Annotated in this window: 23 protein-coding genes and 1 pseudogene; 16 read left to right on the top strand and 8 right to left on the bottom strand. The window is 34.0% G+C overall.

Going from position 1 to position 25,349, the window contains the following annotated elements; all coding sequences use genetic code 11:
- Window positions 1-536: 536 nt before the first annotated feature.
- On the bottom strand, window positions 537-1,022 hold the full coding sequence (locus KSHG_RS10165; RefSeq protein ID WP_010305580.1) for a CarD family transcriptional regulator: 486 nt from the start codon (window positions 1,020-1,022) through the stop codon (window positions 537-539).
- 320 nt (window positions 1,023-1,342) lie between these two features.
- Between KSHG_RS10165 and KSHG_RS10160 the strand changes: the two genes are divergently transcribed.
- The gene (locus KSHG_RS10160; protein WP_010305576.1) at window positions 1,343-1,729 is read left to right on the top strand and encodes a hypothetical protein; all 387 of its coding nucleotides are present in this window, start codon (window positions 1,343-1,345) and stop codon (window positions 1,727-1,729) included.
- Window positions 1,730-1,968: 239 nt separating this feature from the next.
- Here KSHG_RS10160 and KSHG_RS10155 read toward each other — a convergent pair whose 3' ends face one another.
- Window positions 1,969-4,137 (bottom strand): MMPL family transporter, encoded by a 2,169-nt coding sequence (locus KSHG_RS10155; RefSeq protein WP_010305574.1) that lies wholly within the window; start codon window positions 4,135-4,137, stop codon window positions 1,969-1,971.
- 202 nt (window positions 4,138-4,339) lie between these two features.
- Window positions 4,340-4,765 (bottom strand): hypothetical protein, encoded by a 426-nt coding sequence (locus tag KSHG_RS10150; protein ID WP_010305572.1) that lies wholly within the window; start codon window positions 4,763-4,765, stop codon window positions 4,340-4,342.
- 206 nt (window positions 4,766-4,971) lie between these two features.
- Between KSHG_RS10150 and KSHG_RS10140 the strand changes: the two genes are divergently transcribed.
- The 12 genes from KSHG_RS10140 to KSHG_RS10070 all read left to right on the top strand — a co-directional run bounded on the left by KSHG_RS10140 (window position 4,972) and on the right by KSHG_RS10070 (window position 14,293).
- Entirely contained in the window at window positions 4,972-5,289 is a 318-nt protein-coding gene (locus KSHG_RS10140) for a hypothetical protein (RefSeq protein ID WP_010305567.1), read from the top strand.
- 118 nt (window positions 5,290-5,407) lie between these two features.
- Complete coding sequence (locus KSHG_RS10135) at window positions 5,408-5,956, top strand: hypothetical protein (RefSeq protein ID WP_010305565.1); 549 nt, start codon at window positions 5,408-5,410, stop codon at window positions 5,954-5,956.
- Window positions 5,957-6,073: 117 nt separating this feature from the next.
- Window positions 6,074-6,268 (top strand): hypothetical protein, encoded by a 195-nt coding sequence (locus KSHG_RS10130; RefSeq protein WP_010305561.1) that lies wholly within the window; start codon window positions 6,074-6,076, stop codon window positions 6,266-6,268.
- A complete protein-coding gene (locus KSHG_RS10125) occupies window positions 6,265-7,179 on the top strand; it encodes a hypothetical protein (protein WP_010305557.1) in 915 nt (304 codons plus the stop codon). Before KSHG_RS10130 ends, KSHG_RS10125 begins: the two co-directional genes overlap by 4 nt.
- A 737-nt stretch (window positions 7,180-7,916) precedes the next feature.
- A complete protein-coding gene (locus KSHG_RS10115; RefSeq protein ID WP_010305554.1) occupies window positions 7,917-8,516 on the top strand; it encodes a nucleotidyltransferase domain-containing protein in 600 nt (199 codons plus the stop codon).
- A gap of 218 nt (window positions 8,517-8,734) precedes the next feature.
- On the top strand, window positions 8,735-8,869 hold the full coding sequence (locus KSHG_RS19000) for a hypothetical protein (RefSeq protein ID WP_261797772.1): 135 nt from the start codon (window positions 8,735-8,737) through the stop codon (window positions 8,867-8,869).
- 850 nt (window positions 8,870-9,719) lie between these two features.
- Window positions 9,720-10,352, top strand: a complete 633-nt coding sequence (locus KSHG_RS10105) for a DUF2247 family protein (protein ID WP_235728374.1) — start codon at window positions 9,720-9,722, stop codon at window positions 10,350-10,352.
- A gap of 806 nt (window positions 10,353-11,158) precedes the next feature.
- Complete coding sequence (locus KSHG_RS10095) at window positions 11,159-11,776, top strand: hypothetical protein (protein ID WP_010305542.1); 618 nt, start codon at window positions 11,159-11,161, stop codon at window positions 11,774-11,776.
- On the top strand, window positions 11,766-11,951 hold the full coding sequence (locus tag KSHG_RS10090; protein ID WP_010305537.1) for a hypothetical protein: 186 nt from the start codon (window positions 11,766-11,768) through the stop codon (window positions 11,949-11,951). Before KSHG_RS10095 ends, KSHG_RS10090 begins: the two co-directional genes overlap by 11 nt.
- A gap of 564 nt (window positions 11,952-12,515) precedes the next feature.
- Entirely contained in the window at window positions 12,516-12,740 is a 225-nt protein-coding gene (locus KSHG_RS10080; RefSeq protein WP_010305529.1) for an RHS repeat domain-containing protein, read from the top strand.
- Window positions 12,737-13,075, top strand: a complete 339-nt coding sequence (locus tag KSHG_RS10075) for a hypothetical protein (RefSeq protein WP_010305526.1) — start codon at window positions 12,737-12,739, stop codon at window positions 13,073-13,075. Before KSHG_RS10080 ends, KSHG_RS10075 begins: the two co-directional genes overlap by 4 nt.
- A 639-nt stretch (window positions 13,076-13,714) precedes the next feature.
- The gene (locus KSHG_RS10070) at window positions 13,715-14,293 is read left to right on the top strand and encodes a hypothetical protein (RefSeq protein WP_010305522.1); all 579 of its coding nucleotides are present in this window, start codon (window positions 13,715-13,717) and stop codon (window positions 14,291-14,293) included.
- A 781-nt stretch (window positions 14,294-15,074) separates the two neighbouring features.
- On the opposite strand, the pseudogene KSHG_RS19135 reads toward KSHG_RS10070, so the two are convergent.
- Window positions 15,075-15,230, bottom strand: a pseudogene (locus KSHG_RS19135) (oxidoreductase); the annotation flags it as partial.
- Between the two features lie 404 nt (window positions 15,231-15,634).
- On the opposite strand from KSHG_RS19135, the gene KSHG_RS10060 reads away from it, so the two are divergent.
- Complete coding sequence (locus KSHG_RS10060) at window positions 15,635-17,287, top strand: FAD-dependent oxidoreductase (RefSeq protein WP_010305513.1); 1,653 nt, start codon at window positions 15,635-15,637, stop codon at window positions 17,285-17,287.
- A gap of 65 nt (window positions 17,288-17,352) precedes the next feature.
- Here KSHG_RS10060 and KSHG_RS10055 read toward each other — a convergent pair whose 3' ends face one another.
- Window positions 17,353-18,597 (bottom strand): MFS transporter, encoded by a 1,245-nt coding sequence (locus KSHG_RS10055; protein WP_010305509.1) that lies wholly within the window; start codon window positions 18,595-18,597, stop codon window positions 17,353-17,355.
- Window positions 18,598-19,455: 858 nt separating this feature from the next.
- Here KSHG_RS10055 and KSHG_RS10045 point away from each other — a divergent pair.
- Entirely contained in the window at window positions 19,456-20,442 is a 987-nt protein-coding gene (locus KSHG_RS10045; protein WP_010305505.1) for a hypothetical protein, read from the top strand.
- Window positions 20,443-20,925: 483 nt separating this feature from the next.
- Entirely contained in the window at window positions 20,926-22,461 is a 1,536-nt protein-coding gene (locus KSHG_RS10040; protein ID WP_010305501.1) for a M4 family metallopeptidase, read from the top strand.
- 201 nt (window positions 22,462-22,662) lie between these two features.
- Here the strand turns inward: KSHG_RS10040 and KSHG_RS10035 are convergent, their stop codons facing one another.
- From KSHG_RS10035 to KSHG_RS10025, 3 genes are all read right to left on the bottom strand, one after another.
- Window positions 22,663-23,274 (bottom strand): hypothetical protein, encoded by a 612-nt coding sequence (locus KSHG_RS10035; RefSeq protein WP_010305497.1) that lies wholly within the window; start codon window positions 23,272-23,274, stop codon window positions 22,663-22,665.
- A gap of 334 nt (window positions 23,275-23,608) precedes the next feature.
- Window positions 23,609-24,079, bottom strand: coding sequence for a glutathione peroxidase (locus KSHG_RS10030; RefSeq protein WP_010305495.1), 471 nt, complete (start codon window positions 24,077-24,079; stop codon window positions 23,609-23,611).
- Between the two features lie 19 nt (window positions 24,080-24,098).
- Window positions 24,099-25,109 (bottom strand): LLM class flavin-dependent oxidoreductase, encoded by a 1,011-nt coding sequence (locus KSHG_RS10025; RefSeq protein WP_010305491.1) that lies wholly within the window; start codon window positions 25,107-25,109, stop codon window positions 24,099-24,101.
- Window positions 25,110-25,349: the final 240 nt, after the last annotated feature.

Here is a 25,349-nt window from a genome sequence, read left to right as displayed (position 1 = left end):
GGGATTTTTAAACCTTTTTATACTAAATATAATTAAAAAAAGAATGATTACAGTAGGATTTCTTATTGAGAATAAAGCAAATGTGAGGAATTTTAAGTTAGCTCGTTACGGTGAATGAAAGTATGCCATAATAAAGCACAAGAAAACTATAAAAGAAAACAACATAATCAATAAAATGATAATAAAAAAAGATGCACGTTTGGAACTGGCTTACGAGAGTAAGACAGTGAAAAAGACACTTCTTTTAAGCTAAATTTGGCGACGTTTTCCTGACGCACGGAGGGAATCCTCTTTACGGACACTCATACTTTCCCATTAGCAGTCGCCATCAAATTTTTATTGAACCACCTTTTTCCGGTATTGAATGGGTGAAAGGTGGTTTCACTTTGTCAAAATTCGAGTGTTAGTTGGTATCGTTTTGAACGACAACATCATTTGTTATTCGGAAAAGCCTTTTAAATATTACCCAGTACAAATTAAAAAGCAGCTATCAATTGCTGATAGCTGCTTTTTGTAGTTCACTGTATGTTAGTCTTTTATTTTGATAAATGGAAGTTTTCAAGTTGTTGAGGTGTAATGCCTTCAATAAGCTTCATTTCACTCATCATGATTTTATAAGCTTTCGTCAACATTTCTTTTTCACTCTTATTAAGCGTTTTTTCTTGTTTCATGCGACTTAGATCGCGTACAACTTCTACACAATCTTCTAAATCACCTGAATTCATTTTAGTAATGTTTTTTTGATAACGTTCCTTCCAAGAATCGCTAGACTCAGATTGACCGTTTGTAAACGTATCTAATATATGATTTAATGCTTTGATATTCGTAATTGGACGTATAGGTGCATCTGTCATTTTCTCTACAGGAATCATAAGTTGCATACGATTAATGATCATCTCAATAATGTAATATTGATGCATCTCACCAGAAAATTCACGTTCTTCTATACTTTTAATGACGCCTGGACCTTGCGTTGCGTATATCACATTTTCACCGATTTGAAACAAACTGTCCACCTCCATTTAATAGTTGCTCTTTTAAGCTTATCACGACTACTAAAATTTATCAAATTTTTAATATTATCATAAACGTATTTTGTTTGTCAAATTTAATATATTCCGGTAAATGAGGAAGCTTTCTAAAGCGGTTTTCATTGAAATGGGTGGAATAAAATACTGTAAAATTGCATGTTTATTTTAAAAATAATTGAGCACTATTAAATGAAACAGAGAAATCGTATTTTTAAGTCTTTTATAATATTTTTCTGACAAATATGACCGACAAATACGCTCTCTGATGATAGAATAAACAAGATACGCTATTTTGAAGGAGAGGGATGCATATGAATCGCTATGAATACATCGTGTATAAAGCATTGTTTTTAGAATTATTTAAGATGCGACGTAAAGCCATCCGTTCGATTTTGTCGAGGATACATAAGTTAGAAGATAAAAGAGAAATTTCTAGTTTATACATAAATGTTGGAATGCTTTATCATAAACTTCATGAAAATACGAACGCTTGTAACTATTTTATTAAAGGGCTAACGTTAATCGAAAATGACCGACTTGATTATCATCCGCAGTTTCCTAAAATACTACAAATTATACGTGAAAATGAATGCATTGAAGTGAGTAATCACTGGGAAGAAAACTTTAAAAGACGTGTACGCGATGATCGACGATTTAGTAAATGTTTTAAATACAATGTAGAAAGAGTGAGAAAATAAGTAATGACGAAGAAAAAATATTATGACGAAAATGGAAAGCAAGTTAGAACAACCATATCATTACTTCATACAAATTTAGTCCATCAAAAAACACTTTCAAAGATTTTATATCTTTAAAAGTGTCTTTTTCTTTTTATGCTGACTCAGATGTTTAAATCAGTTCCAATTTATTCAAATTGCGAATATCTTTTTTATTGACTAGGATCGAACCTAGTTTCTTTTTATTCATATTCATTAAATCATTTTTTATTGTTTATTTTTTTAGGCCAGAAGCTGTATTTACCTAAAATTGTAATGATAGCGGGTATAACCATAGGACGCACTAAAAATGTATCAAGTAAAATCCCTACTGTTACAGCAAAACCAAAAGCACGTAATTCCATCACTGGCTGAGAAATTAATACAGCAAATGTAGCAGCTAAAATTAAACCTGCAGATGAAATGACACTACCTGTTTTACCTACACCTTCACGAACCGCTTCTTTGATTGGTAAGTGTTTCTTTTCTTCTCTAATCCGAGAGATCAGCATGATTGTATAGTCAACACCTAATGCGACTAGGAAAATAAACGTATAGAGTGGAATACGATAACTAATTCCTGCATATCCCATTACGTCTTGGAAAAACCAAACCGTAATTCCCAACGCTGCACCATATGAAAGAAGAATAGTAGCCATCATATAAATCGGTGCTAATAGGGAACGTGTTTGAATTCCTAATAAAATCACAATTAAGACAGTCATAATTAAAACAATTCGAACTTCGTCACTATGACTAGCTGCACGAATATCTGTATTTTTAGCTGTTTCGCCAGCAAAATGTAACTGTCCTTCGATAGCACTATCTTGTAACAAGTTAGGAGCTTGTTTACGCATTTCTTCCATGTCATCAAACGCGTTTTCTGTATATGGATTTTCATTTAAAACAACGTTAATCTTAGCTATATTTGATTCGTTCTCGGCAATAGGATTGCCTTGTAGAGTGGCCTTTTTAATATAAGGTAGATCAGAAAGGTTTTCACTTAATTTTTCAAGTTCTTTAATCGTGATCGGTTTTTCACTTTTTACTATTGCAGTTGTTGGTGCGATTTCCCCTGCAGAGAAACTATCTTCTAATAAATGATAACCTTTTATAGAAGACATGTCTTTAGGGAACGAGTCTAATAAGTTAAATGAATAATTAACTGATCGAACAGGCACAATGAAAAGAATTAAAATAACAATAATTGGTAACAAAGCTGTCCAAGGTTTAGTCGTTACAAAGACACCAATTTTATGCCAAATTCCTTTGTTCATAGCTTTCTTTTGTGCACGTTTTTCTAATTTTGATGGCCAAAATGCTTTCTTTCCAGCTAAAGCGAATAAGGCAGGTACTAATGTCAGTCCTGATATTACCATCACGAAGACAGCGAAAGCAAAGACGGGTGCAAAGCCACGATAAGAAGCATATACAGCAAAGAATAGCGTTAACATCGTTAAGAATACGGTTCCGCCACTAAATCCAATAGGCTCTTTGACAAAGTTCACAGCACGTTTCATTGCATGATTGACATCCAAGCCACTTTCTAATTCTTCACGGAATCGAGAGAAAAGAAGTAACGAGTAATCGGTAATAATAGCAAATAAAAGAATCATCATAATGGATAAGGATTGACTATCAATTGTAAACCAATTCCATTTACCCATGAGTCCTAATGCATTATCTACGATCGAGTAAGAAATACCTGCAGCAACTAATGGAAGAAGAGCCAATACAGGCGAACGATAAATGACAATTAAAATAATGAAAATTAAAGCTACTGTAGCAAGCATTAAAACAACATCTGCTCGTGAGAACATTTCATATGTGTCAGCGACAATTCCTGCGGGGCCTGTAAATTCAATTTGTGTATTAGCAGGTGTTACATCTTGAATGTCTTTTTTCAAAGCATCCAACGTTTGTTTCACTTCTTTATTTTCCATACCTTTTGGTAAGTAAGTAGGCATAAAGAAAGTTTTCTTATCTTCAGAGAAAAAAGCTTGTTGTGCGGCAGCTGGTAATTTAGATAATTCGATAACTGTAAAATCTTTGTTTGCTTTATGCATTAGATTTTCAGTATCTTTCATTAATTTCTCAGCTATTTGATTGTCTAAAGCTTGTTCACTATGTGCTACGACGAATAGTGGTACACCTTTTGAGTTAGGATAGTAAGTTTCCAACATTTTCTCAGCTTTTACGGATGCATTGTCAGCTGGAAGACCGTTATTTTTTTCTGGTGATGTCACTTCTTTCGCATGAGGCGAAAAAACTGAAAGGATAGCTGCCATCATAACCCATAGAGCGATTACAATAAGCCACCGTTTTTTTGTTTTAGAAAATTCATATATAATTCCTCCGATGAAGTTAATCGTGTAAAGTGAAACTTTCACAGAAATTATCATTTCATAGAAATATGAACGCAGTATGAACAAAACATAAACAGAAACGTAAATATAATCATCACTCTATTAATCTAAAACTATTTATATGAGAGTGTAGGCTTTTCCATTGAAAAGTTTAATACGGCCTTTCTATTTAAATCAGGAGATCCTTTTTTATACTTGCTCGCCATTATATGCCAATTTGATCTGCTTATTTAAGTTCGAGAATTTGGGTTAAAAAATTATACGTTACACTTTGATGAGTGTTTTCACATACAATTGAGATGGACACTCGATTTTCATCCAACCAAACTATGTTGTATATAGATTCGTGATTAAATTTCATTGAGCTAACATCTACTTTTTTAAACTTACGTGTTTTTCCTTCTTGTTTAAAATAAATTTTAATGGTGTCTGAACTACTAATAATGTCATTACCATACTCATTAATAACTACTTCATTTTTTCCGGAAGGAGACAGTTTACTCGTTAAATAACTTTCTTCAAAATACATCCAGTAAATGATGAACGACAATAAGATGACGAACGCTGCCAAAAATCCGAGCATGATTCCTTTAAACGTATGTCTCTTTATTTTTCGAATATCTTCTTCAATCAAATTTTCATTATTATTCATGGAACTCCTCCTGATCATGATAATATACGTATATAAGCCGCTACTAAAAGAAGCGTCGATTAATATAAACGAAATGCTGTCTAAAAAGATACATAAAAATGAGCTAAAAAATAGGAAACCGTGCAATGATCATTCGAAAGTGTGCGTTAAATTTGATAAGGCAGGAGCTATTCAAATAACGAAATGTGCTAAAAGGTGGGATAGAAGTGGAAGAAAATCATAAGTATCCAAAATGCCATATTTATTCTCAAAATAGCTGGCATGATGAAGCTTACATCGTAGGAAATAGAACCGGTTTAGAAAAACTGCGCGATGCAATTAACTTAACTTTAGAAAAAGGGAACACAAAAAATGATTTTTGGCCAAAGGATTTAGAAGGATATGATGTCATGATCTCTTGTGTAGAGGATGAAGTACTTGATGAGTTAGAGTTACCATATAGCTCAGAATTCTATGCTCGACTAGATGATGAAAATCCATCCTATACGGTTTTTAAAAAGCCATATCATTCTCTTGAAGACTAAATACGTCTAGGTTAAAGAAAATAATGAGTATGAAACATTGTAGCTACTATTTTTATTAATTTTCAATAAGAGGTGCCATTATTCTAATGCGTTAGAGGGCGAGAGGAGATTGCAAAATATGAAAAAAGAAGACGTTGAACAAACGAGTATTTTTGACGAGCAGCCTTATCAATTCAATAATCTAGAAGAGATGGGAATGGAAGAATTAACTCTTTTTTTGGAAAAACCTTTCATTGAATCGCAAAATATAAAAAAATTCTTAGTATCTTTACTAGATTTCCCCGTCTATATGCATTTAGAAATATTCGACTTTGATATACAAAGGATTGAAAATTTATTTGCAGCTTATAATGATTCGTATACTATCCAAAAGCTGAAAAGTGACACATCTCATTTCGAAGCTAAGATTGATGACGATGAACTGTTTGTAGAAATGCTGGAGTATATGACTGCTTATGCAGGCTATGGGCGATTGAACTTTTATACAAACTGTACTACGTGTTTTAAGAAGGAGATTATAAATGAAGAGATTCAATTCCATTTACTAGATTCCAGTAATTTTATGTTAGTTATGATCAAATATGATGGAAATGTTTTGAGTATAGTAAGTGGTAAAAATGAATTGAAAGAAATTAGAAAACAACTTTACGATAATAGAGACATATAGTTGAATAGTGAAGTGAGTTTGAGTTGTGGCTTTATCTTTTAATTTGTTAAAGACCTGTCATTATAGTGTTGCAAATTCTATGTATGAAGCTGATATTTAGTAATTGGAGTGTATTAATTGAAGAAAAAAATATTATTTCTAAGTATTGTTGTATTGCTAATTGTGATGGTTATCTTTTTAACAATACTTTCAAAAGAAGAAAAAACTAAAACAAAAGATGTAACAAAAAATCCTACAACTTATTTAACTATACAAGATGAAGAAAAAACAAAACGATCAAATTACCTTATACAGAGCCAACAAGCTATGTGACAACAGAAGAATTTATTTATGCTACTGTAGATGATCCAAATTCTGATTCTATTTCTAATCAAGTCATTCGAATAAATCGAGAAAATGGAAAATACGAAACGATCTTTCATTCGAACTATCCAGTTGCAGCTACACAAGGTTTAAAAACCGATAAAGAGTGGATTATTTGGGTAGATGGCGATGACTTTGGAACAAATACCTCACTATACGCTTACAATGAGGTAACACAAAAAATAATTTCATTTGGTTCTACTGATGACAAAATCACTAAAGAGTTCCCTGAAATCTCAGGAAAGTATGTTACGTGGACAGAACATATCAAAGACACTAAAAAAACGTCAATCATTTCATATGATTTAGAGCAACAAAAACAAGTAAACGCACAACCTATTCAAAATTTCGAATGGTTAAATTCAGACTATTTTATTAAAAATGACACCATGGTATATGCTGAAAAGAAAGCAAAAACATCGGCTCTTAAAACATATAATATCAAGGAAAACAAACTGAACTCATATCCTACAACAACAACAGCAATCGGATGGCCAACGCTAGTTAATAAGGACTTTATTGCATATGTAGACTATACAGACGAAGAGCATTTAGAATTAAATAAATTAATGATGTATGACTTGAAAAACAAAAGAGCAATCAATGCTTTTCCAAATGAAAACAAAGGAGATATAGGTTATTTAAAATATTATGATGAAAATTCATTTATAACATTGAAAAATAACAAATTCTATATTTTCACATTAGACAATAATCAATTTAAGAAACAAATTCTAAAATCTAAACACAATGTAGACCCGGAAAAAGAAGATATAACCTATTCAAATAATCAATTTTTCATTTTACAGCATGAAGTTGATTCTGATCAGTATACATTAATAATTGATAATAGCTTATAAATATTTTGAAGCAAAGCTGTAGAGGGGATCATTCTATTTGTAAGTAGCACGTTTCGTATATTTTTTTAATGCAATGATTAAAAAGCCTATCACTATACCTAATAAAAATCTGAATAATAAAGAAATATCATGAAAGAAAAAGCCAATTATAATCGCGCTTATTCCACCTATCAACATGACATAAAAAACTCTCAAAAAATCACCTCTTTGTAATATAAAAATATTCTATCATTAAATTGTTATAATGGGAAATTTTGTATTATACAAAAGGGGTGTTGTAAGGCATCCTTGGAATACCTAATTTTGTAGGGGCTTTTCAGAATCATGATGTTATACTTAACGTAATAAAAATGATACGTTTTCTACATAGGATGATACGTATAAATACAGTACGTAAGCGTTGCGACCAACCAACATAAAAAACTATTTTTTCTAGCTTGGTAGTCGCTTCTTCGTCACTAAAATAAATCTTACCGATAAATTTAGTGCATTCCATAACGACATAGAATAACGTCAGAAGCGGTAGAGACATTTATTTCGCAATTTTATAGAGTGGCGACACACTTGTGCTTTTGGCGTTATTTTCAATTGCCTTTTCTAATTTTAAATGACGACCGAAAACGGTTTTAGTGGATTAAATAGGAGAAGCGGAGAAATAAAAAGCGCCGCTCTGGCATACTCAGAGCGGCATTTTTTCTATAAAGGGCACATCAAAAAATCATATAGGGGTGAATGAATTGTATACCAACAGAGAAGTATTGATACAAGAACTACTGAATCATTTCGATCACTTTCCTGAAGTGACTAATGTTGCATTAAGAGGAAGCATAGTATCTGGGAAAACTGACCGATTTTCTGATATTGATTTACTTATTGAAGGAACATTTTCGAATATAGAAACATTTGTTGCTCTTCTTTTGCAACACACTGACGATCGTTTTGAAATTGAATTTTTCGATTGGGCTACTAGTTTACTACCTCATGAGTATGTTGTTACTTTTTACTTCAAAAACACCTCTATTTTTTGGAATATTGATGTTCAACTCGTTTCTGATTCGTTATATAAGCCTTCCAGTAAATTTATTAATAACCCTACCTATCATTTAATTAAGCTTTGGATTCTTAATTTAAAATATTTACAACGTCAACAATACGATAAATTAACTGTCGATAAATTAGTTCGAAAATGTGGGCTTACAGATGACAACGTACCTTATCCTCATACAATGCGTAAAATTCTTGAAAACATTCAAAATCAAAGTGACACAAACGTACGCTTTTTTTTATTAGCGTGCGAAAAAGAATTAGAAATTTACGAAAAGCAGTTCATTCAGTAGCATTTTGAATTTAGATTAGAGCATGTATAACAGATGATCTTTGTTTGAAATTATAACAACGAACAAAATTAATAAATCCAGCAATAGGACAATTATTTGGATTTGGCATAACAAACCATTTATCAAACATACTATTATAGAAAGAGAATCTATAACATAGCATCCTAAGTGAAAGAAAGAACCTCTCAAGAGATAAAAACTACAAAAGGAGGCACTACATGAAAGAATCTTTTTTAAAAAATGAAATTCTACAATTGGAAGACATATTCGAAAATGAATTCTCACTCCCTTTTTTAGTAGAAAATATACCAAATGAAGTTACTCTAGATGACACCGTACATAGTAAAAAATGATCCTGGAATTGTTACGAGAAAAATATAATTTAATCATTCAGATCCCAACGTTCCCGATTTATAAAACATTGTTAAACTCTCATGTTATCGTTGAAAATGCGTTTTTTAAGTTACTTTCAATTAATCACACTTCTTATAATGCGGACGTATGGGAACTGATGTGTGAAAATGAATATAGTAATAGTTGGACTTTTTTCTATTGGAGAGTATTGAAAATGTGGAATTCACTCTTCCTACTACTAGTTCAGAACGCGTTCTAGTGCGAGAAATAGGAAAAAATGAAATATTCCATTTTAGACTGGAGTTAAATGAACTTACGGTGTGTAAGTGGTGAGAATACAGAGTCGTTGTAGCTCTCCGAATGGAGAGATTTTGTGTAAATAATGTGTATATAAAAACATCAAAAGATTATAAGGTGTTATGGTAATGAATATTGAATTACATGAGATTCTGGATGCAGAAGACTATTCCTATATCTGATAAAGCAGTCCAGAAGAGGTTGTGTAAGAATTAAGAAGCGTTCTATTGTAGAATGTAACAGTTTTTATTGCAGCATTATTAGGAAGCGTTCTTTGAAGGATGCTCAGGGTAATGCTTTTGAGAAAAATGATGAATATATCATACTTAAGCGTTAAACAATTAAGTAAAGGCAGAGTTTATGTGAAACGAGGAAAGTATGGCCATATGTATACCCATCTCAAAGTACGTGCTCTTCATAAAGGGTAAGAAGGTGTGGTTCATTATATTATTAATATCGAAAGTCCAATTACTCATCAAATGTGGACGCAAGGCACAACGAGCTATTTTTCAAATATAATTTTATAGAAAGGTGGTTTCCAAATTGGAAAACATGTATGGAAACGAAATTTATGATATACCTAAAAATGTATTGGAGATAAATTTACCGTACACATTTATTCAAAAAAGCGAGGTTATATTCAGTTGGACGGAACTTTATTGGGGACGGGAGAATCGATTTATTTCGGATGAAACACTAATTGAATTAGCAGAATCGGAAGTTGTAAACGGTGTGTACTCAGATGAAATACTTGAGTTAGCTTCTATTATGAAATCTGAAATTTTCGTAGAGAAAAAGAAAATAAAAGAACTAATTGAAAAAATAATAGACAAAAACCTACTAATAAATAAACAATATATATTGAACTGTAAAAATAAATATTTATATGTGATTTTAGCTTATATTTATCAATATCCACTTGAAAGTGATGTATTAATAAAGATGAATAAGTATTTTTGTGATTTATCAGAAGATAAAGTGGAGCGCGACCAGGGATATGAAGGCGTTTTAGCCTTTATTATAGAAGATTTTCGTGCACCTTCCAAGCCCGCGCAAGAATTTTTACCTGTACTATTAGAATTGTGGTCATATAATATGCGAGATAGTCAAGAGTTAATGGAGCTATGGCCGATGTTATTAGAACAACAGCATACATGTTTTTATAATCAATGGAACAAAAAATAAAATAGATGAGATAATAGATTTGGATAGTCTACACCAAGTTGGACAGAGGAAATCAAACTATCAAAAAATATGGACGAAACTAATCGTACTCAATAAACTTAATTAAGCGCCATCGGTTAAAAGATTCTAATAAAAGACAGTGATTTTGAAATGGGGATATACTGTCGTTCTAAAAACCATGAAATTTTAGACAAAATAAACGAATGTTATTATAAATTGTCAACTCAAGTCGAACGGGATAAATAATTTAGAAATACCTCAAAGGGCGTATTGAGATTAAGTACTTTTTTAGGAACTCGATTAAAATTCAATAGGAAATTAAAGATTTCTTGGTGAGTTAATCTACTAAAATCTGTTCCTAGGGGATTCGGAATTTAGGATCAAATGTGAGAACAAGTACGTATATATATACTTATTATGGATGTATCAACGGGCGGTAGAAAATGAAGGAAATTTCGTGCTATTTTTAGATATTACATATAAATTATACAGTTTAATAGGGGATTTTAAAAATTTTTCAAATATCATATTTGATTTAGAGTTTATAATCACTACTTTCAATGTGACAGAAAAAAACAAAAGAGAATTTTTGGTTTTATGGGAACAACAATTAGTAAAGCAGAAAAATTATTTAATGTTAAAAAAATAAGATGCCTATTTGGTATCTAACGGAACAGAAAGAAATCATTGCGCCCAAATCAGTAACTGGCGGTGCGATTACGTATTCGTTGAATCAATTCAATAGGTGAATTCATACCGGGAAATGTGTATATAAAAACATCAAAAAATTATAAGGTGGTATGGTAATGAGTATTACATTAAATGATTTTTTAGTTGGAGAAGACTTTTCATATATTTTTAAAAATAAAAAAAGGGGCATAACTAGTTTCTATTGTCAAGTTGATCCCGAAGAAGACGAACTGAATACTATTGATCTGGATAATTCTATTGATCTGGATAGTTATACTTATCTGAATACTTATGTTGATTTTAGAAATGATGTTAATAGTATATGTTTAAAAATTTTTTTAGAGAAATTAAATTTATACCCATTTTATATTCACGGAATAAGCGGTTCAGGTGAAATTAATCTATCTAATAAAGCAGAGAGGACGAAATTGAGTAATAGAAGTTATTATTATGTCGTGGATATTAATAATATAGAAGAACTCAAGACCCATTTTTCTGAGGCTTATTTAGATGCATTTAATAATGAAAGTATCGTATTTTCTAATGAACGAACATTAGAAATAGACTTTCATAGCGATATTGGTTTAGCTAGATTTATTTTAGATTATACTGAAGATAATTATAAATATCATTTGTGGGTAGGTCATGACGGTGTAGGTTTTGACTTCATATCTAATTTTTCAGATCACCCATATCAAAATATACCTGTTATTAAAGAAGAAGATGAAATATGACGCAGTGGTTATTCGCACAACATCCGAAGTGAATAGTGAGAAAGCAGCTTTCACGTATACTGGTGCCAATCAAATTGCGACGAAAAATGAGACGGCTTATACGTATGATGCAGATGGTCCTAAAGCATCTATTCTTAATACTATTGCTAAAGGAAGAAAGCCTACATTAAATTAAGAAACGTTTATAACGTCTGGTGGTAAAAAGGCTGTGACTCGTTATATTAAAAAGAGAATTTAACTTAGGAGACTTAACATGTTAAAACGAATACTAATGAATATACTAATAGCTATCATAAAGATACCACCTTTTATCCTTAAGATAGTAATGTTTATTTTAATGTTTTTGGGTCCTGTATTCCCAATTACGAGGGATAGTCTAAATACCAAAAAAATAGATAAGAATATACAGGAGTTGTTAAAATCTCCTTGGTTTGATGAATTATATTCTAGCGATAAATTTAGACATTTATTTTTTGCAAATAAGCATGTTAGAAAAAATTAAGTAGCGATATTTATGTAAAGCTGTTGAGTCGTCACAAAAAACACAGGATAAATTCCATCTATTTTTAGAAAAAGAAAATAATAGAAATAAATAGGTCAAATTAATTTATTTATATTCTAATCCTGTGATTAAAGAAGAATTCTGATATGAAATGTAACTATTCTATTGAAGCATGATTAGTGAGCGTTCTTTTAAGGATGCTCAGGGTAATGCTTTTTCTGTAGCTACTTAGAGCCATTGAACTATATAACGAAAACGCAGCAACCATTTAAAATTGGTTATGAATATACAAAGGCTGGCAACATTTCACAAACCGATGCGAATGGGCAAGTGAGCAGCTTTGTTTATGATGCCAATAATCAATTAACAAAAGAAACTATACCAGATGGCACAATTAATACATATGCTTGTGACGAAGTAGGTAATTGTAAGGCATCGGATCCGAATGGGAAAAAAGCTTGAAAAATGCGTGGTATAATTCAAAGCGTGTTCTTGTAGGAGCGATTAATGTAGCGATAATTATGGCATCGTCGACGTTCTTTGGAGGAATTGATACAGCTCTATTCAAAGCAGGCAAGAAAAAATTAAGCAAGTCCAAAAAAATTATATTTGCTAAAGACCTTAAAAAGAAACTAAGAAATAGAGGAGTTTCTCAAATAGTAGCCAGTAGTATATCCTCTGATGTAGGAGAATTGATTAATTTAGCTGGCTTTTGGCTAAGTCCAGGAGACTCTATTTTCGAATATTTAGATAAGAAAGATAAAAATCCTAGAAATGGTTATTTTAATGGATTTTAAAAATTAGAGGTGAGGAATATATTTAAATCATTTTCGAAAATACAAATATATCTTATAGTACTATCTATAATTAGTTTGATAATATCAGCAATAGCTTCATATATTTATATGGGTGGACCTAAATCTATAAGTGCAATGATTTCTGGAATAATAGGTATGTTTATATTGCATTTTATAATATATAGAACTTTCAAAGAAGATAATAACTCAAAATAAAAGGTATTCTATATATTTGGAAAGAAAAAAATGGGAGTATAAAATATTATCCTTTAAGGAGTCACTACCGACACCTTTAATTAGGTGTCTTTTTTAGTTTGTAAAACTATACAAAAGACACCGTAACAACTATCCAGTTCTTAGAGGAATCTCTAGATCCGCTTGAATTATCGAAAATTCGTGCGAGTCGAAAAGAAAATGCACAATCCGCAGATAAAGTAACATCTAAACCAAAAGCCGAATCTGCACCAGTAAAAAAAGAAACTAACAAGTCTCGCCCAACTTGCATCCGGCGTCGATGAAGTGGCTTACGTTTAACGAAAACAATCGGTGATACAACGGATGAATGCTTCTATACGAGTGAAGTATTGGATAGTATAAATGGGTTTGGCATAGTAAATTTAACTAAGGAGTTGTATTTTAATGTTAATAACAGTTCAAGAAATGACAGAAAAAGAAGTCGCAAGTGGGATTCCATTCGATTATAAAGAAAAACTTCCATATTCTTATTATATCGATTTTGCTAATGAGTCGAAAAAATTTAATTTAGAAATGTTACCTGCAATTTTTGACAAATTGCCTCATGAAAATTTATATTTTTATATGCAAATTCATTTGCTTATGAAAGAAAATATAGTTGAATATTGCAATAAGAACAATATACAACTTCATCATCTACAACTATTCAGAGCAAATTCCTATTTATTTGCTAGAGTAGATATCAATAATATTGAGAATTTGATTAAAACATTTCCATTGGTTGATATGATAACACCTAGAATGGGGGATATTTCCTTTTTTACACCACTTAAAAATATAGAAATTAATAGCGTTGAAAGTTCAAAAGGATGGTTGTTTAAAAATTTGGACGATTCTTCAGCAGTTTTTTTCGTTTCAGATCCTACAAATTGCTCTGTTACCCTCTATTCAAATGATGAATTTTATCGTGTGGATTCATTGGAAAATAATTTTTCAGAGATAATAAGCGAGATAATTGACTAATAGTTAATATTTTTTGGTTAGTAGAATGTAAATGTAGAAGTGAGCAGCTTATACGTATGATGCAGATGTCTATCTATTACAAGATGAAAACTATAAAGTTACGAAAACCTCGATTTGTGACTACGTATAAATAGAAACAGTGATATTGCGTTATCTTTATACGCTATCTAAAATGTAGAAAAAGAACAATCATGAGAAAAAACGACATTGCTATTAAACTAGCATGTCGTTTTTTTATTGTGTCTGTAAAGATCGGACACCCCGTAAAAGTATTTCTATTCCTATTTCTTCCTCATTTCAAACAAATCAATAGCTTCATTAAGTATGGGAACCGTTTTGTTTCATATAGACTGTCTGTAGCAATAAAAATCAACTTCTAGTAGCTCACATTAGCTTTTATGCGCAACAATCAAACGATCAATATTCACGATACCAAAGTTAACCATATTAAAACCTTCAAAATAAATATAGTTAACCTAGTTTTATTAAGTTATCTTAAATTAATAAAGAATAAAAACACATACAAAAATTCTATTCTTTTGCTAATTCCGATAATAAGGGATTACGCGAAAAAGCAAATAATGTAAATAATAAAACCTGCTTATAAATCAGCACGATTTTTTACGATAAAAGAGGAAGTAATATTTTTTTGTTTAGAAGGAACACTGCGATGCTGTACCACATATAAAAGAAAAACACTTCCGTAAGATGTACTCTTCAGAAGTGTTTTAGATATAAGATGAAGTTGGTACAAATACTAATGAAAGGAGTTATGAACGTATTAGTACTCATACGCACCACCTTTAGAACTTTCCGCTAAATGGTCAGCGGCAATCATTCCCCAATCCGTTTTGACACCGCCTGGCTCGATTAATACGACGTCGATTCCAAAATCCGCTACTTCCATACGCAAGCAATGACTAAATCCTTCAAGCGCGTACTTCGAAGCATACTACTACTTGCCCCTTTTAATAAAATCACTTTCATGTGAACAACTCCCTTTTCGTTTACTTGTTATACGTATTGTAATAAACAATGACGTGCTATCCGATCGCATAACGTGCCATGAACAATGCAAATGATGCCAACTTATGAAATCATTCGTTTGATACGCGTACAGAGGGAGCATTCACTAAATACATGAAATTCCCTCACTTGTTATAGTCATCGAGTTTACACATTCTTTCTAAATATATTTAAAAAAATTATCTCTTCACTTCCAAACGGTGTAGCAACTCTCTACCCATTTTGCAAGCGCTATCATAGGGTAAATAAAAGAGTTGTACTCGCTTTATTTTCTTGTTATATTTGGGATAAATAAGGATATTAGGAGGAATTTGTATGGTGAATTGGGATGCACAATATGACGTTATCGTCGTAGGTTCTGGCGCAAGCGGTTTTTCAGCTGCAATTACAGCAAAAAATGAAGGTTTAAAAACGCTGCTCATTGAAAAAGAAGCGGTATTCGGCGGAGCTTCTGCCCTTTCAGGAGGCGGTGTTTGGATTCCGAACAATCGCTATCTCGTAGAAGCCGGTGTCGCTGATACGTTTGAAGAAGCAAAAGCTTATTTAGATTCAACAGTTGGCGATCGTGTATCCGATGAAATGAAAAATACGTACTTACATCGCGGTGTGGAAATGCTCGATTATCTTCATGAAGTGAGCCCACATATGCGCTATAGCTATGCAACTAACTACTCAGACTATTATCCGAACCGAAAAGGTGGCAAAGGGCGTGGTCGTTCTATTGAGCCGCTTCTATTTGACTTAAAACAACTCGGTGAATGGCAATCGATTATGCGTCCTCCTGCGATGGATACGAAGGGATTCGTTATGACCGGTCAAGATTTCCATAAAGTGAATATGATTGCACGTACGTGGGAAGGGAAATTGCGCTCTTTAACACTTGGATGGCGCCTTATGCAACACCTCGTATTGAAAAAAGAATTTGGTGCACTCGGACAAGCACTCATCGGTCGATTAGCGCTTGCATACAAAGAACTCGGCGGCGAAATTTGGGTAAATTGCGGCTTTGAAGATTTCATTTATGAAAATGACCGTGTCACAGGAATTACGGCACAAAAAGACGGACAAGCGATTACTTTACAAGCGAAAAAAGGCGTTATTTTAAGTAGTGGGGGCTTTTCACGTAACCAAGCGTTCCGTGAAAAATATTTACCTCAACCGACAAATGCTGAATGGTCATCTTCTCCAGCAGGTCAAACAGGTGATATTATTACCCCGGCCGAAAAATTAGGCGCACAGTTCGATTTAATGGACCGTGTATGGGGCGCACCTTCTTTCCTTGATCATAAAGGACGCCCATTTTTCCTCGTAGCGGATCGTGGTATTCCGAATATGATTATCGTCGACCAAGAAGGCAATCGGTTCATCAATGAACCGACGCCGTATCATGAATTTATTGACGTTATGTATGAGCACGAAAAAGAGACAGGCACGATTCCTGCATGGCTACTATTAGATAAAAAGGCGAAGCAGCGCTACATTTTCGCAGGGTTATTCCCTCGTCAAGACTTCCCTGAAGCTTATTATGAAAATCAAGTCGTTCTATCTGCACCGACCATTGAACAATTAGCTGAAAAAATGGACATTCCACCGAATCAGTTAAAAGCAACGGTTGATCGTTTCAATGGATTTGCACGAGAAGGTATTGACCATGACTTCCACCGCGGGGAATCAGCACATGACCGGTATTACGGGGATCCGACATTGAAAAATCCGAATTTAGATGTCATTGAAGAAGCACCGTATTATGCGATGCGTGTTTATCCTGGTGATATCGGTACGAAAGGCGGCGTCGTGATTGATACGGAAGCTCGTATTTTAAAAACGAATGGTGAACCCATCGAGGGCGTGTATGCGGCAGGAAATTGTTCCGCTTCTGTTATGGGCGAATCTTACCCTGGACCTGGTGCAACACTCGGACCTGGTATGACATTCGGCTACATCGCTGCGAAGCATTGTACGAAATAAAAAATGATTCACAAAAGCGACACGTACCCATTTCGGTACGTGTCGCTTTTATTTGAAAGAAAACGTTATATTTTTGATGGTGTGCGTTGCACTTCTTTCGGTAACAATAAAAAGACGATGAGCCCTATGAGGAACAACGGAATAATCGATAAAATACTGTACCGTGCAATGCCTGTAATATCGGTCGTTAATGCCATTAAAAGAGGTCCGATAATTGCGGCAAACTTACCGAATATGTTATAAAAACCGAAAAATTCATTCGAGCGCTCTTTCGGAATTAATTTCCCGAAGTACGAGCGGCTAAGTGCTTGGATTCCCCCTTGAGCAGACCCAATCATCGCACCTAACACGAAGATGTGCCACATTTCCGAAATGAAGTATGCCGCAATACACGAAACAATATATGTGCTAATACCGACGATAATCATGAAACGTGTCGAATATTTCTTTGCGAGTTTCCCGTATATTAACGCACAAGGAAACGCAATAATTTGAATGACGAGTAAAATATCGAGCAGCATAAACGTATTTAGTCCATCTGATTGTAGTACCGTCGTCGCATACGGTACGACCATTTTAATAATCGTATCGACGCCATCGATGTACAAAAAGTATGCGAGTAAAAATAAGAAGACGACTTTATAATGGCGAATATCTTTAAACGTTTGAAACAGCTGTTTAAAGCTTTGGCAAAGCGGATTTTTCTCTACTTCTTTAAAATGTTTTTGGCGTACATCGCGTAGTAACGGAATCGTAAACAACCCCCACCAAAGTGCGGTAATTACAAACCCTAATTGATAGCCGATCACCGCATCCATTCCTAAAAAGAAAATAACGGCTAAACTAATACCAAATGGAATAACACTACAAATATAGCCATACGCAAAACCACTCGTTGATACTTGGTCCATGCGCTCATCTGTCGTTACATCGACGAGAAATGAATCGTAAAATATGTTCGCCCCCGCAAACCCGATGCAAGAAATGATATAGAAGACGATGAGTAATTGCCAATCACCTGAACTTGGTGACACGAGTGCCAACATAAACGTCGACACAATGCCAACGAGCGCGAAAAATAAAAAGAAGCGCTTCTTTTTATCTTTATAATCCGCGACGGTCCCAAGTACAGGGCTCATTAATGCGATAATAATACTGGCAAGTGATGCATAATATCCGTAGTCCATGCCATTTGTTCCATCAAACATACCAAAAACAATCGGAAATAGTGCGGTCGTAATCGCCATTGAATAGGCAGAATTTCCGCAGTCGTACATAATCCATGATTTTTCTTGCTTCGTTAGCTTCATCTCGCCACCTCAACGTATTTTTTCAAAATTATACCATTCCATATGAAGCAGCGTAAATATTTAAGCGCATGGAAAATGTTCATTCACTTCTTTGACGACATTGTACAAGTACGTATTCATCTCCTCGACCGTCTGCTCAAAATCATTTCGATACCACTCGATGATGAGCCCAATAATCGCATTTGCAGAATAAGCATTGCCAAAATTATCTTCCCCAAAGACGCTTCAAGCTTTGTCAACGGTCAAGTCATCGCTGCAGATGCTAGTTGGTTAGCTTACTAATTTTATACAATATTTCTCGAACGAGAACGGGACATCATTTCTCATAACGTAAATAAACATGAGGCTGCCTGTCGACAGCGTTATGTTTATTATCCATTGCTACTTGTTTCTAGTTCTGAAAGCTTTTGTTGCAGCGTTGCCCATTTTTTGGATGATAAGAAGGACAGCCTGTTTCTTGATGATAGTTTGTTCGAAGCGGATGGCGACACTTCTTTGGAACCGCATGCGCTGAAAATCCATTTTTTTCGCTAATTCCGAAAAATGAGTTGGAGCCGTGCCCGCAAAAAGCATCGTCCAAAACAAGAACAATACAAATACGCATATGCAAAAAGGTTGTCATGATATTGAAATCATGACAACCCCCTTCTATTTGGTTAGGATTTTGTCCTAACCTCTTTTTTATTCCCACTAAAGACTTCCTCAATATGACAAAAATCTTCAAAAAGTCATACAATCATCATGTTTTTGTAATTTTTCATATATTTTTGTAATTTAATAACCTTTTTTTATCAAAAATAGCATATAATTATTCTATAAGCTTTTAACACTTAAAAACGAATGAAATGAGGAAATATCATGCCAAATACTTGGAGCAAAGTGATCGGTTCGACAGTTATCGCCGGTACATTATTATTTTCAACATACGTACCAGCAATGGTCGAAAAAGTAGCACCGACAACGACTGCGCAAGCTGCTACAAAAGATTCTCGTATCACAACACAAATTAGTACGACTGCGGTAACACCTGTTTATTCTTCTTTTACGAACATTAAAAAGAAAAAAGTAGCACGTAAATTACCAAAAGGTACATATATTAAAAAAATTGATACCGTAGAATATAATAAAGTGAAATACTATTCAATTGAATATTCAAATGGTCATTTAATGAAATCAATGAACCAATTCGAGAATTCTTACAAAACATATCGTGGCTACGTAAAAGTAAGCCAAACGAAAAAAAATAAAATTACAATTAAAGGCGAAAAGGCGCTCGGTGATTCATTTTTCGGAATGAAAATAGACGATGACTTTTCTGATGCTTCTGTTATGAAAGCATTACGCACGTACTTAGGTAACACAAAGCGCTACACATTAAAAGAAAATGTCATTTCTAATATGGATACCGTTCGCTTCGACCGTTTCGATCCAGATATGGATAGCTTCTTTAGAAAAGGTGCCTCATTTGTACCAACAGGTCACGTTTATGTAAACAACAAAAAGTATTATGAAGGTACAGTAATGAAAGATTTTTCAATGGGCTTCGTACCTGCGAGCAAATTAAAAAATGTTTCGCCAAAAGTGAAAAAATATACGGCTGAACAACAACGCCAAGTATACGTAACAACGAAGAAAACTTCTGTAAAATATTCTTTCGGTAAAGAATATGCAAATGCTATGTACACACTAGACACGCTAAAAGCAGGTCAAAAATTACGCATTTACAAAGAAGTAAAATTTGATAAAAACACGTATGTTTTCGTCAATATTTCTTATACGAAAGCTCAGTTAGAAGAAAATATTCCTTACGGTTGGGTTTTAAAATCAAACCTTAAAAAACAATAAGCATTCAACTAAAAAAGACTTTTCTTTTTAGCCGAAACCTTCTTAAACCACCTTTTTCCGGTATTCCACTGGAGAAAGGTGGTTTTCATTTTGTCTAAATTTAAGTATTTTAGCAGTTACTATAAAATGGAACGATGTAAAACCATTTCAAACTAAAATGTTTCGCACTTTAAAAATTTTAATATGTCCATTCATCTATCCATTTACTTTAGCACTTCCTACTTTTTTATTTTGGAAATGTCTTTTTACGTTTAAGTCTTATTGACCATTTTTATTTTACAAAATAAATCGCATCTTGAAGTATAAGGAAAATAGAATACGTTTTGACGATTTTAGTACATTAGACTGTTAATGCCGAGTAATTAAATTGGTATATTTTTAAAAAAGTGAAAAAATACACTAGACGAATCATTTTATATTCTTTAATATATATTTCCAAGAATAGTTTTTTTAATATTCTAAAAATTTTAAGGAGTTGGTTTAATGAAAAACAAACAATTGTGGAAAACGAGTATTGCAGCATCTTTACTTTTGCTTCTTGGGACTGGGACCGTCGCAGAAGCACAAACGTCCAAATCAATCGATTCATCATCAACAAAATCCTTAACAAAGCTTGAAGTATCAAGTGATTCTGAAGCGAAATCTATTTTAAAAAGTTTGCCTCAATCTTTAGATGTTACAAAAAACTATGCACAATATGAGGTCGTCAATACCGAAAAAGATGACCTCAACTATACGCACTATACATTAAAACCAAAAGTAAATTCTGCTTATGCAACAGATCAAGAAATTAAAGTTCACGTCGATTCAAATGATCGTGTTGTTTTCGTAAATGGAGATTTAAACGCTCCAAAGGCTTCCGTTTCAAACAGTAAAAAAATTACAGTAAACCGAGCAATTAACCGTGCTTTTAATGCCATTAATGAATCTCCAACGAGCGTTAAAAACGTAAAAGGTTATGACGTCGTCCATAAAGCCGAACTTGGTGTGGATACCGCATCTAATAAACTCGTCTACCAAGTAGAACTCGTTTACCTTGAACCAACTGCTTCCAGATGGCAAATTCAAGTTGATGCACAAACGGGTAAAGTTCTTTCAAAACGAAACTTACTTCAAGAAGTGACAGGTACAGGGATTGGCACGAAAGGCGATACGAAGTCTATTAACATTTCAACTGCATCAGGTGGCTATTCATTAACGGATACAACACATAGCGGTAAAATTGTCACATACGATGCGAAAAATACGACTTCATCTGCTAGTTTAGTGACGAACTCAACGACGAGTTTCACAACACAAAATCAACGTGCAGCAGTCGATGCACATTACTATGCCGATCAAGTATACGATTATTATTTGAACACACATAATCGCAATAGCTTCGATAATAACGGGGCAACGATTCAATCAATTGTTCATTATGGTAAAAAATACAATAATGCCGCTTGGACAGGTCAGTATATGATTTACGGGGACGGAGATGGGGTCAACTTCTCTGAATTCTCAGGAGCGAACGACGTAATCGCTCATGAATTAACACATGCTGTTACGGAAAAAACAGCCGATCTCGTATATGAAAATCAACCAGGTGCATTAAATGAATCATTCTCTGACGTATTTGGTTACTTCGTCGATCCAGAAGATTGGTTAATGGGTGAAGACATTTATACACCAGGAGTTGCGGGTGATGCACTACGTAGCTTATCGAACCCGGCACTGTATGGTCAGCCAGCTCATATGGATCAATATAAAAACTTACCGAACACCTCTGCAGGCGACTGGGGCGGGGTTCATACGAATAGTGGGATTCCAAACAAAGCAGCTTACAATACAATCCAATCAATTGGCAAAACAAAAGCTGAGAAAATCTACTATCGTGCTTTAACACAATACTTAACGAGCAATGCACAATTCGTTGATGCGAAAAAAGCGTTGGCACAAGCAGCGAGCGACCTTTATGGTACAACAGAAGTCAATGCAGTCAATGCCGCTTGGACAGCGGTCGGTGTGACGAACTAGCGTAACCGATGAGGTAGTGAATAGAAAGGCACTAACATTCGCTTCGTTTTGGCCGCGAAAAACGTCGGCTGAAACGAAGAACAACAGACAAAAAAGACATTCACGATTTTACTCAAATCATGAATGTCTTTTCTTATTAATGTAGGTTTTGTCCAGCCTCTTTTTCATTTGAGTAAGGCTCTTCTCCTTCGCTCGTCTCTTTTAAGAAGCAGCAAACAATCGATTGTACTCATACGAAGTAAATAAATCTACTTCTCCAATGCTCGATTTATATTTCTTTTTCAATTTCTTCATTTCTTCGCCGTATACGCTTATTTCTTTATACGTAGATTGTCTTTCTTCCCAACTTTTTTCTTTCCCCATTTTTTCATCCATCACTTGTACGACCGCATAATATTTTTCTAAAAATATTTTTTGGGCGCTATTCAATGATGGCGATTGCAATGTCTCAGAAACCGCTTCTACGGTATCTTCCATTTTAGGAGGTGCGGTATTCACATTTTTTTGTAACGCTTGATGATACGCTTCTAACAATAAGAAAACTTCATCTGGTGAATAATACACTTCTTTTTGTGCCCCATTCGCCGCTAATTTTGCAACAATTGCATGTCCATCTGTCTCTTCAGATGAATTTTCTTGCTCAGACAAAATCGTTACAAATTCTTCGAAATCTTGAGATTCCTCCAACGGCTCTGTATTTTTTATGTCTTTAGTCATCTTTTCAGATGTAGAATCTTGATTCATCACAACGATGGCAATGACGCTACACACGACAAGTGTTATTGAAAAAATAAAGATTTTACTTTTCAACATCTTTACAGCCCCTATACTTTCATCTATTTCTTCTCTAACTTAGTTTACTAATAAACAAAATCCATGAAAATTAAGCTTCAATTACAAGATGTTGACGTGTTTTAAACTACGTAACAAGTATTTCAAAAAAGTATTTTTTATGATATTTTCATAAAATTTATGTCATTTTCACATCAAAATACGTAGATGATCTATTATTTTCGCTAAAAAACATTCAATCTATTAAACTGAATGCCTTCTTTTAAAGTGTTGTAATAGGATTCGCTGCGATATAACGTTTTTATTGCAACAAAAAACACGCTAAGAAAATGAATCTAGGCGTGTTTCTATTTCACTATAATAATTTTTCGATATCTTCTTTCATTTGCGTAGGAGATGCTGTTGGTGCAAAACGTTTAACGACATGTCCTTCACCGTCCACTAAAAATTTCGTGAAGTTCCATTTTACTTTGCTTCCTAATACGCCTTTCGTTTCAGATGTCAGTAATTGGAACAAAGGATGTGCTTCTGAACCGTTTAATTTCACGAGTTCGTGCATCGGGAATGTTACCCCGTAGCTTAAGCGACATGCTTCTGCTGCATCTGCGCCATTTGATAATTCTTGCTTAAATTGATCTGACGGAAATCCGAGTACTTCAAGTCCTTGTTCATGATACGTATCGTATAATTTTTGAAGTTCATCAAATTGACCGCTTAAACCACATTTTGTAGCCGTATTTACAATTACGAGCGGATGTCCTTTGTATTTTTCTAATGAATACGATTCACCGTTTTCTAATGTTACGTCAATATCATAAATTGTCATGTTGTATTCCCCCCATTTTTTAAGCTTGTTCATTGTACGTATCAATTGCTTCTTTCACAATTCGATACGATTCATGTTGCGCTTCTTCTTCAAATACATACGTCACAGCGATAATTTCATCTGCTTCGTACTTCTCTTGGAATGCTTCAATTTGTTGCACTAACGTTTCTTTCGTTCCACGAAGTGAAATGCCAGATGCTTGTTTCATCATTTGTTGCTCATAAGGGCTACAAATTTCATCTAAATTGTCTGTTGCTGGCTGAAGCGGTTGTTGGATGTTGTGGCGGATATTATACATTAAACGGAAAGAAGTCGAATATTGCTTTTCAGCTTCTTCATCTGTCGTTGCACCAATCGCATTCACTCCGATCATCACATACGGCTCTTTTAAATAATCGGATGGCTCAAAGCGGTCACGATAAAGTGCAATGGCTTCTTCTAGTTGTCCAGGAGCAAAGTGAGCGGCAAAAACGTAAGGTAAGCCCATTTTCGCAGCAAGCACAGCCGAATACGTGGAAGAACCGAGTAAGTAAATCGGTACATTCGTGCCGATTGCTGGAATTGCACGAACGTATTTTTGTTCAGTCGCTCCTCCGAAATAACGCAACAACTCTTCAATATCTTCTGGGAATGAATAGACGCTGTCATTTCCAGAACGACGAAGAGCTTGTGCTGTTACTTGATCTGTCCCTGGTGCACGACCGAGCCCTAAATCTAAGCGATTCGGATACATCGTCTCAAGCGTCCCAAATTGCTCTGCGACGACGAGTGGTGCATGGTTCGGCAACATAATCCCCCCCGAACCTACACGAATTTTTTCAGTATGCATCAATGCTTGTTGAATGAGTAAAACCGTAGCAGAACTAACGACAGATGCCATATTATGATGCTCTGCAATCCAATAACGTTCATAACCGTACTGTTCTACTTTTTGAATCAACCGTGTCATATGCTCAATGGCTTCTTTATTTTGTTGTCCTTCTCGAACAGGAACTAAGTCTAATACGGAAACTTTCAATTGTTTTTTCACATTCGTCACTCCTAAAACTATGTAATCTCTTTCTTCTATTATTGTCTAAAACGGTAGGAGTTGCGAATATTATGCCTTATATTTTCTTATAAATAAAAAACGTTTTATTTGAAGAGAAAGTACTATACTGCACTTCCATTCCAAACAAAACGTTGCATTTTTCGTTATTTGTTTAATACTTTTTTCCAATTCAATGAGAATAAGCTTGATAAAATCAGCGATGATAAATAAAATAATAAC

It is taken from the genome of Kurthia senegalensis (assembly GCF_000285595.1).
Taxonomy (GTDB): Bacteria; Bacillota; Bacilli; order Bacillales_A; family Planococcaceae; genus Kurthia; species Kurthia senegalensis.
Note: the sequence above shows the minus strand (reverse complement) of the source record. Positions and strands in the feature narration are given on the sequence as shown.

Coding starts and splice junctions, on each gene's coding strand:
- KSHG_RS10105 (WP_235728374.1), top strand. CDS start 9,720: ATGTATGGAAACGAAATTTATGATATACCTAAAAATGTATTGGAGATA.
- KSHG_RS10090 (WP_010305537.1), top strand. CDS start 11,766: ATGAAATATGACGCAGTGGTTATTCGCACAACATCCGAAGTGAATAGT.
- KSHG_RS10030 (WP_010305495.1), bottom strand. CDS start 24,079: ATGACAATTTATGATATTGACGTAACATTAGAAAACGGTGAATCGTAT.
- KSHG_RS19000 (WP_261797772.1), top strand. CDS start 8,735: ATGAAAGAATCTTTTTTAAAAAATGAAATTCTACAATTGGAAGACATA.
- KSHG_RS10160 (WP_010305576.1), top strand. CDS start 1,343: ATGAATCGCTATGAATACATCGTGTATAAAGCATTGTTTTTAGAATTA.
- KSHG_RS10055 (WP_010305509.1), bottom strand. CDS start 18,597: ATGAAGCTAACGAAGCAAGAAAAATCATGGATTATGTACGACTGCGGA.
- KSHG_RS10035 (WP_010305497.1), bottom strand. CDS start 23,274: ATGTTGAAAAGTAAAATCTTTATTTTTTCAATAACACTTGTCGTGTGT.
- KSHG_RS10045 (WP_010305505.1), top strand. CDS start 19,456: ATGCCAAATACTTGGAGCAAAGTGATCGGTTCGACAGTTATCGCCGGT.
- KSHG_RS10095 (WP_010305542.1), top strand. CDS start 11,159: ATGAGTATTACATTAAATGATTTTTTAGTTGGAGAAGACTTTTCATAT.
- KSHG_RS10060 (WP_010305513.1), top strand. CDS start 15,635: ATGGTGAATTGGGATGCACAATATGACGTTATCGTCGTAGGTTCTGGC.
- KSHG_RS10150 (WP_010305572.1), bottom strand. CDS start 4,765: ATGAATAATAATGAAAATTTGATTGAAGAAGATATTCGAAAAATAAAG.
- KSHG_RS10165 (WP_010305580.1), bottom strand. CDS start 1,022: ATGGAGGTGGACAGTTTGTTTCAAATCGGTGAAAATGTGATATACGCA.
- KSHG_RS10070 (WP_010305522.1), top strand. CDS start 13,715: ATGTTAATAACAGTTCAAGAAATGACAGAAAAAGAAGTCGCAAGTGGG.
- KSHG_RS10135 (WP_010305565.1), top strand. CDS start 5,408: ATGAAAAAAGAAGACGTTGAACAAACGAGTATTTTTGACGAGCAGCCT.
- KSHG_RS10040 (WP_010305501.1), top strand. CDS start 20,926: ATGAAAAACAAACAATTGTGGAAAACGAGTATTGCAGCATCTTTACTT.